We start from the raw sequence: 463 nt of genomic DNA on the forward strand, positions 1-463 counted from the left end.
CTGCTGGTTGCCGCCCGACAGGTTGCGGATCAGCGCGTTCGGGTTGGGCGGGCTGATCTGCAGCGCGGTGATGTACCGCGCGACGACGTCGTCGAGCTGGCGCCCCGGGATGCGCCGCCACGTGCCGCGGCGGGCCTGCATCGCCAGCGCGATGTTCTCGCGGACCGTGAGGTCCCCGACGATGCCCTCCTTCTTGCGGTCCTCGGTCGAGTACGCGATGCCGCGCGCGAGCGCCGCGAGCGGCGACGTCAGTCGGGTCAGGGCGCTCTGCACGCGCACGTCGCCCGTGTCGGGGCGGTCGGCGCCGGACAGCAGCCGCGCGAGCTCGGTGCGGCCGGACCCGAGCAGGCCCGCGACGCCGAGGATCTCGCCCGCGTACAGGTCGACGTCGAACGGCTGCCCCGAGCCGTTCTTGCCCAGGCCGACGGCCGTGAGGAACGGCGTCTCGCGGTCGGAGTGGATC

At 73.9% G+C, this 463-nt stretch carries 1 protein-coding gene; it reads right to left on the minus strand.

What is annotated here, in order from left to right; translation table 11 throughout:
• Positions 1–463, minus strand: a 463-nt coding sequence (locus G3I71_RS47190) for an ATP-binding cassette domain-containing protein (protein WP_164325100.1), incomplete at both ends; no start/stop codon positions are given.

Source organism: Streptomyces sp. SID12501 (assembly GCF_010550245.1).
In the GTDB taxonomy this organism is placed as follows: Bacteria; Actinomycetota; Actinomycetes; order Streptomycetales; family Streptomycetaceae; genus Streptomyces.